At 68.9% G+C, this 7,776-nt stretch carries 6 protein-coding genes; 5 read left to right on the plus strand and 1 reads right to left on the minus strand.

What is annotated here, in order from left to right:
- The 3 genes from VTU_RS27930 to VTU_RS0117515 form a co-directional block, all read left to right on the plus strand.
- A partial coding sequence (locus tag VTU_RS27930) for an aldo/keto reductase (RefSeq protein WP_040893072.1) occupies positions 1-967 on the plus strand: 967 nt, incomplete at its 5' end.
- A gap of 147 nt (positions 968-1,114) precedes the next feature.
- Entirely contained in the window at positions 1,115-3,790 is a 2,676-nt protein-coding gene (leuS, locus tag VTU_RS0117510) for a leucine--tRNA ligase (RefSeq protein ID WP_010106558.1), read from the plus strand.
- 75 nt (positions 3,791-3,865) lie between these two features.
- Positions 3,866-4,369, plus strand: a complete 504-nt coding sequence (locus VTU_RS0117515) for an LPS-assembly lipoprotein LptE (RefSeq protein WP_010106559.1) — start codon at positions 3,866-3,868, stop codon at positions 4,367-4,369.
- Here the strand turns inward: VTU_RS0117515 and rocF are convergent.
- Positions 4,335-5,348, minus strand: a complete 1,014-nt coding sequence (gene rocF / locus VTU_RS0117520) for an arginase (RefSeq protein ID WP_010106561.1) — start codon at positions 5,346-5,348, stop codon at positions 4,335-4,337. The genes VTU_RS0117515 and rocF overlap by 35 nt on opposite strands.
- A 199-nt stretch (positions 5,349-5,547) precedes the next feature.
- On the opposite strand from rocF, the gene holA reads away from it, so the two are divergent.
- Positions 5,548-6,603, plus strand: coding sequence for a DNA polymerase III subunit delta (holA, locus tag VTU_RS0117525; protein ID WP_010106563.1), 1,056 nt, complete (start codon positions 5,548-5,550; stop codon positions 6,601-6,603).
- Between the two features lie 68 nt (positions 6,604-6,671).
- Positions 6,672-7,776 (plus strand): glutamate-5-semialdehyde dehydrogenase (locus VTU_RS0117530; protein ID WP_010106565.1); only part of this gene is annotated, 1,105 nt, incomplete at its 3' end.

A 7,776-nucleotide genomic window follows, 5' to 3' on the forward strand; every position in this document is an offset into this window, starting at 1 on the left:
CCTGTATCGCCCGATCCCGAACCGCCAGGCGCTCGACACGCTGGAGGCCGCGTGGGCCGGCGGCGTGCGCTATTTCGACACCGCCCCGCTGTACGGCTACGGTCTCGCGGAGGTGCGCGTCGGGTCCTTTCTGCGCGAGAGGCCACGCGGCGACTTCCTGCTGTCCACGAAGGTGGGGCGCATCCTGCGCCGCACCGACGCGCAACACCGGGACGGGATCGGCAAGTTCTTCGACGTTCCTTCGCGGGAGGTGGTCTACGACTATTCCTACGACGGCGTGCTGCGCTGCTTCGAGACCAGCTTCGAGCGCCTCGGGCTCGATCGCGTGGACATTTCGCTTTGCCACGACATCGACATCTTTACCCATGGCAGCGCCGAAGCGAGCGCCCGGCGCACGCGCGAGTTCCTCGACGGCGGCTTGCGCGCGCTGTCCGAACTGCGCAGCCAGGGCGTGGTGGACGCGATCGGGATCGGCGTCAACGAGTGGCAGGTGTGCGAAACCGTGGCGCGCAACAGCGACGTCGATCTGTTCCTGCTGGCGGGCCGCTACACCCTGCTGGAGCAGGAGGCGTTGGACAGTTTCCTGCCCCTGTGCCAGAGCCGGGGCATGGGCGTGGTCATCGGGGGGCCCTTCAACTCCGGCGTGCTGGCCAGCGGCGCCAAGCCGGACGCCTGCTTCAACTACGCGCCGGCACCAGAGCCGGTGCTGCGGCGCGTGCGCGAGATCGAGCGCGTGTGCCAGGCGCACGGGGTCGCCCTGCGGGACGCGGCGCTGCAGTTTCCGCTCATGCATCCCGCCGTCGTGAGCGTCATTCCCGGCGCGATCACGACCGAGGAGGTGCGCGGCAACGTTGCTTCCATGGCGGCACCGATTCCCGACGCGCTGTGGCAGGACCTGAGGCGCGAAGGCCTGTTGCGTGCGGACGCGCCGATCGCGCTGGTGCAGGATGCGGCCCGGACGGATTGACGCGCACCCGCATGGCGGGTGTTCCGGGCGGGGGCGGGGGCGCGCGTGAGCCGTGATCGGCGGCGCGGGCCCGCACGGCAGGCCGCGCCTGGCGGTCTAGAATTCGCGCAGCCGGCGGATGAACGCCTGCTCCACCCCCGAGCTCCCATGCAAGACAAATACTTTCCCCATGACGTGGAACGCGCCGCGCACGCGCACTGGAGCGCGTGCGACGCCTACCGCGTGACGGAAGACGCCGGCCGCAAGAAGTTCTACGCCTGCTCGATGCTGCCCTACCCCAGCGGCAAGCTGCACATGGGGCATGTGCGCAACTACACCATCAACGACATGCTCACGCGCCAGCTGCGCATGAGCGGCTACAACGTGCTCATGCCCATGGGCTGGGACGCCTTCGGTCTGCCCGCCGAAAACGCGGCGCTCAAGAACGGCATGTCCCCGGCCCAATGGACGCGCGACAACATCGCGTACATGAAGCAGCAGATGCAGCCCCTGGGCCTGGCCATCGACTGGAGCCGCGAAGTCACCACCTGCGACCCCGCTTATTACAAGTGGAACCAGTGGCTGTTCCTGAGGATGCTCGAAAAGGGCATTGCCTACCGCAAGACCCAGGTCGTGAACTGGGACCCGGTGGACCAGACCGTGCTGGCCAACGAGCAGGTGATCGACGGCAAGGGCTGGCGCACCGGCGCACCGGTCGAGAAGCGCGAGATCCCGGGCTACTACCTGAGGATCACCGACTACGCCGAGGAACTGCTGGACTTCGTGACCGGCGACAAACTGCCCGGCTGGCCCGAGCGTGTGAAGCTGATGCAGGAAAACTGGATCGGCAAGAGCGAGGGCGTGCGCTTTGCCTTTACCCACGACGTTGCGGGCGACGATGGCGCGCCGATCGGCGGGGGCCGGATGTACGTGTTCACCACGCGCGCCGACACCATCATGGGCGTGACCTTTTGCGCCGTGGCGCCCGAGCACCCGCTGGCCGCGCACGCCGCGAGAACCTGCCCTGCGCTGGCCGCCTTCATCGAGGAGTGCCGGACCGGCGGCACCACCGAGGCCGAGCTCGCCACGCAGGAGAAAAAGGGCCTGCGCACCGGCTTGTCGGTCACGCACCCGCTGACCGGCGAGCCGGTCGAGGTCTGGGTCGGCAACTATGTGCTCATGGGCTACGGCGACGGCGCGGTGATGGGCGTGCCGGCGCACGACGAGCGCGACTTTGCGTTCGCGCTCAAGTACGGCATCGAGATCCGGCAGGTGGTGCTGGTCGATGGCGCGCATTTCGACTACCACCAGTGGCAGGACTGGTATGCCGACAAGCAGCGCGGCGTGACCATCAATTCCGACAGCTTCAGCGGCCTGAACCACAAGGACGCGGTGCACGCCGTGGCCCACGCGCTCGAGCAAAAGGGCCTGGGCGAGAAAAAAACCACCTGGCGCTTGCGCGACTGGGGCGTGAGCCGCCAGCGCTACTGGGGCACGCCGATCCCGATCATCCACTGCAGCGTGCATGGCGCCGTTCCGGTGCCCGAGAAGGACCTGCCCGTGGTGCTGCCGCAGGACTGCATCCCCGACGGCTCGGGCAACCCGTTGCAGCGGCATGAGGGCTTTCACGCCGGCGTCACCTGCCCGGTATGCGGCCAGGGCGCGCGCCGCGAGACCGACACCATGGACACCTTCGTCGATAGCGCCTGGTACTTCATGCGCTATTGCGACCCGAAGAACGACCAAGCCATGGTGACCGATAGCGCCAACTACTGGATGCCCATGGACCAGTACATCGGCGGCATAGAGCACGCCATCTTGCACCTGCTGTACGCGCGCTTTTGGACCAAGGTGATGCGCGACCTGGGCCTGGTGCAGGTCGATGAGCCCTTTACCCGGCTGCTCACGCAGGGCATGGTGCTCAACCATATCTACAGCCACCGCAGCGACAACGGCGGCCGGGACTACTTCTGGCCGCAGGATGTCGAGCATGTGCACGACGCGGCGGGCAAGATCATTGGCGCCCGGCTGGTCCGCGCCGTGGGCGATCTGCCGGCGGGAGCGGCCATCGCCTACGAGGGCGTGGGCACCATGTCCAAGTCGAAAAACAACGGCGTCGATCCGAAGGACCTGATCGGCAAGTACGGCGCCGACACCGCCCGTCTGTACACCATATTCACCGCCCCGCCCGAGGCCACGCTCGAGTGGAACGACGCCGCCGTCGAAGGCAGCTACCGCTTTTTGCGCCGGGTGTGGAGCTTTGGCGCCCGGCTGTCTGCCACCGACGTGCAGGCGGCCGTGCCGGCCGGCGCCAGCGGAGCCCGGGATGCGGCGTTCGGCAAGGGCGCCAAGGCCCTGCGGCGCGAGATCCACCAGTTGCTCAGGCAGGTGGACTATGACTACCAGCGCATGCAGTACAACACCGTGGTTTCGGGCGCGATGAAGATGCTCAACGCGCTCGAAGACTTCCAGGCCAGCGACCCGGCCGATCCCCTGGCGCTGACCGAGGGTTTCGGCATTTTGCTGCGCTGCCTGTACCCGGTCACGCCGCACATCACGCACGGCCTGTGGAGCGGCCTGGGCTATGCGGCCGCACTCGGTGATCTGCTCGACGCACCCTGGCCGCAGGTGGACGCCCAGGCGCTGGTGCAGGACGAGATCGAACTCATGCTGCAGGTCAACGGCAAGCTGCGCGGCGCGATCCTGGTGCCCGCGCAGGCCGACAGGACCGCGATCGAGCGCATTGCCTTGGCCAGCCCGGTCTTTGCCGCGCAGGCCGCCGGGGTCGCGCCCAAGCGCGTGATCGTGGTGCCCGGACGCCTGGTGAATGTGGTGCTGAAATGAAATCCCTCCGAGTCGCCTGCGGCGGATCCCTGGGGTGTGCCCGTTCTCTCCGGTCGTGGGTGACGGAGCGCATGGATGCGTAAGCGGCGCGCATGGCTGTGCTTGGCCACCCTGGCCCTGCTTCCCGCCTGTGGTTTTCGGCCGCGGGGCGTGCCGGCGTTCAGTTTTGATTCGCTCTACATTGCGGCGCCCATGGGTTCGCCGTTCGCGCGGCAGTTGCAGCGGACGCTGGAGGGCGCGGGCACGCAGCTCAGGGTGCTGCGCGATCCGGCCGAGCTGCCGGGCGCGCAGGCCATTTTTGCCCTGCTGCAAGAGCAGCAGGAGCGCGTGGTCGTGGGTTTGAACGCGTCGGGACAGGTGCGGGAATTGCAACTGCGGCTGCGCATCCGCTTTCGCCTGCACACGCCTGCGGGCGGGGAGTTGATTCCCGAAACCGAGCTGCTGCAGCAGCGCGACATCAGCTACAACGAAAGCATCGCCCTGGCCAAGGAGGCCGAAGAGGCCCTGCTGTACCGCGACATGCGGACCGATCTGGTGCAGCAGCTCATGCGCCGCCTGGCGGCCGCCAGGCAGCCCTGACCCCCCCTGGGGACGAGGGCGCGCGCATCAGCGTGCTCTTGCCAAACAGCGACTCCACCAGGTCCACTGCCAGTTCCGCCGTCCGGTTGCGCAGATCCAGCGCCGGGTTGAGCTCCACAATGTCCAGCGAGGCCAGCCGGCCGCTGTCGGCGATCATCTCCATGCACAGCTGCGCCTCGCGGTAGGTCGGGCCGCCGGGCACCGTGGTGGCGACACCGGGCGCGATCTCGGGGTCCAGAAAATCCACGTCAAAGCTGACGTGCAGATGGAAATCGGCGTCCGAGGCGTCGAGCCCGGCCAATGCCTGCTGCATGGTCTGGCGCATGCCGACCTCGTCGATGTAGCGCATGTCGAAGACTTCCAGCCCCTGTTCATGCACCAGGCGCTTTTCGCCCGGGTCCACGCTGCGCACGCCGATCAGGCGGATCTGCTGCGGGCGCAGCGCCGGCGCGCCGCCGGGCAGGCTGGCCAGCTGCGTCAGCGCCCCCGGGCCCAAGCCGCACAGGCAGGCCAGCGGCATGCCATGCAGGTTGCCGCTGGGCGTCAGGGCGCTGGTGTTGAAGTCGGCGTGGGCGTCGAGCCACAGCACGCGCAGCGGCTTGCCCAGCGCGGCGCAGTGGTGCGCCACGGCGCTGATGCTGCCCAGCCCCAGGCAATGGTCACCCCCGAGCAATATCGGCAGATGGCCCTGGTGCAACGCGGCGGACACCGCGTCGAACACGCTCTGGTTCCACTGCACCACCTCGGGCAGATGGCGGTAGCCCTGCACCGGCGTTTGCCAGGGATTCGCCGGGCCGCTCAGATTGCCCTGGTCGAGTACCCGCAGGCCATGGTTCTCCAGCGCCGTTTGCAGCCCGGCCACACGCAGGGCGTCCGGCCCCATGGCCGCGCCGCGTGCGCTGGCTCCGATATCGGTGGGGGCGCCGATGAGCGCGATCGGGCGGGTGGATGCTGCGCGGTGCTGGGTGCTGGGGTTCATGGCTTGGTCGGACTCTTTTGGCGGACGCTGTCCACGCCCGGATACGGATACTGCACCATGGCGGCGCTCGGGGTCGGATTCTCCAACGGCGCAGCACCCGGGCAAAGCGCGAAAGCCGTGCCATCGCCCCCGCAAACCCTGCTTTTTGCGCGCGGGACGTTTTGCCGGCCCCGATCGGAGCGGCGCTACACTTTGCCGCATGCAAGTCGCCCTGGACCAACTTTGCGCGCATCTTCAGCGGGGCCTGGCGCCGCTGTATGTGCTGCATGGCGACGAACCGCTGCTGCAGCAAGAGGCGGCAGATGCGATTCGCGCCGCAGCCCGGTCCCGGGGCCACACCGAGCGCCATGTGTTCACCGTGTCGGGCGCGCACTTCGACTGGAGCGCGGTGCTCGCGGCCGGGGGCTCGCTGAGCCTGTTTGCCGAGCGGCAGATCGTCGAACTGCGCATCCCCACGGGCAAGCCCGGAAAGAACGGCAGCGCAGCCTTGCAGCAGCTGGCCCAATCGGCCCGGGGCAACGACAGCACCCTGACGCTGGTGCTGCTGCCGCGCCTGGACCGGGCCATGCGCGCCGGCGACTGGTTTGCCGCGCTTGCCGCCGAGGGCGCCGCGGTACAGATCGACCCCGTCGAGCGCGGCGCGCTGGCGCAATGGATCGCCCGGCGCCTGGCCGCCCAGGGCCAGCGCGTGCGGGCCGGCGAGGAAGGCCAGCGCACGCTGCAGTTCTTTGCCGACTGCATCGAAGGCAACCTGCTCGCCGCCCACCAGGAAATCCAGAAGCTGGCGCTGCTGCACCCGGCCGGCGAGCTGACGCAGGCCCAGGTCGAAGCCGCGGTGCTCGACGTGGCGCGCTACGACGCGTTCCAACTGTCCGAAGCCGTGCTCGCCGGGCAGACCGCCCGCGTGCAGCGCATTCTCGATGGCTTGCAGGCCGAAGGCGTGTCCGAGGTGCTGGTGCACTGGGTGCTGGCCGAAGACATCCGCGCGCTCTGGCGCGTGAAAGGCGCGCTGAGCGCCGGCCACCCGCTGCCGATGGCGCTGCGCGAGAACCGCATCTGGGGCCCCAAGGAGCGGCTGTTCGAGCGCATCCTGCCCCAGGCCAGCGCCGCGGCACTGGCCCGGCTGCTGCAATCGGCGCACACCGTCGACGGCATCGTCAAGGGCCTGAAGCTGCCCGACTGGCCCGCCGACAGCTGGCTCGCGCTGCAGCGGCTGGCGCTGCAACTGTGCCGGCTGACGCAGGCTGCGCGCTGACCGGATCTGACCGCCTGTCGGGCCGCGCCTGGTGGGCCATTGGTGGGCCATTGCGGCACAATCGCCCGATGGACACGCTGCACTTGGCTGAACACATGCGCACCCTCGGCCACCAGGCCCGGGCCGCCGCTGCGCTGATGGCCAGGGCGCCGGCGGCCAGCAGGAACCGGGCGCTGACGGCGCTGGCCCGGCGCTTGCGCGACAACACCCCGGCGCTCCAGACCGAGAACGCCCGCGACCTGGAGCAGGCCCACGCCGCCGGCCTGGCCGCGCCCATGGTCGATCGCCTGAAGCTCGGCCCCCAGGTGCTGGAAACCTGCGCCCAGGGGTGCGAACAGCTGGCGGCCATGCCCGACATCATCGGCGAGGTTCTGGGCCTCAAGCAGCAACCCAGCGGAATCCGCGTGGGCCGGATGCGCGTGCCGATCGGCGTGTTCGGCATGGTCTACGAGAGCCGCCCGAACGTGACCGTGGAGGCCGCCAGCCTGACGATCAAAAGCGGCAACGCCTGCATTTTGCGCGGTGGCTCCGAGGCCATGGCCTCGAACCAGGCGCTGGCCCGGCTGGTGCAGCAGGCGCTCGCCGAGGCCGGCCTGCCGCCAGACGCGGTGCAACTGGTGCAGACCACCGACCGCGCCGCCGTGGGCCAACTCATCGCCATGCCCGAGTTCGTCGATCTGATCATCCCGCGCGGCGGCAAGGGGCTGATCGAGCGCGTCAGCCGCGATGCCCGGGTGCCGGTGATCAAGCACCTCGACGGCAACTGCCACACCTACGTGGACGCCCCCTGCGACGTGGCCATGGCCGTGAAAGTGGCGGACAACGCCAAGACCCACAAATACAGCCCCTGCAATGCCAGCGAGGGCCTGCTGGTGGCCAGGCCCGTGGCCGCCGAGTTTCTGCCCCGGATCGGCGCCGTGTACGCCGCCAAGGGCGTGGAAATGCGCGCCTGCCCCGAGGCGTTGGCGATTTTGGCCGCTGTGGCCGGCGCCAAACTGGTGCCCGCGACCGAGCAGGACTGGTTCGAGGAATACCTCGCGCCCATCATCAGCGTGAAGGTGGTGGACGGTGTGGACGCGGCCATTGCCCATATCAACCACTATTCCAGCCACCACACCGACGCCATCCTGACCACGCACCACGGGAACGCCCAGCGCTTTTTGCGCGAGGTCG

Source organism: Verminephrobacter aporrectodeae subsp. tuberculatae At4, from assembly GCF_000193225.1.
GTDB classification, from domain to species: Bacteria; Pseudomonadota; Gammaproteobacteria; order Burkholderiales; family Burkholderiaceae_C; genus Acidovorax; species Acidovorax aporrectodeae.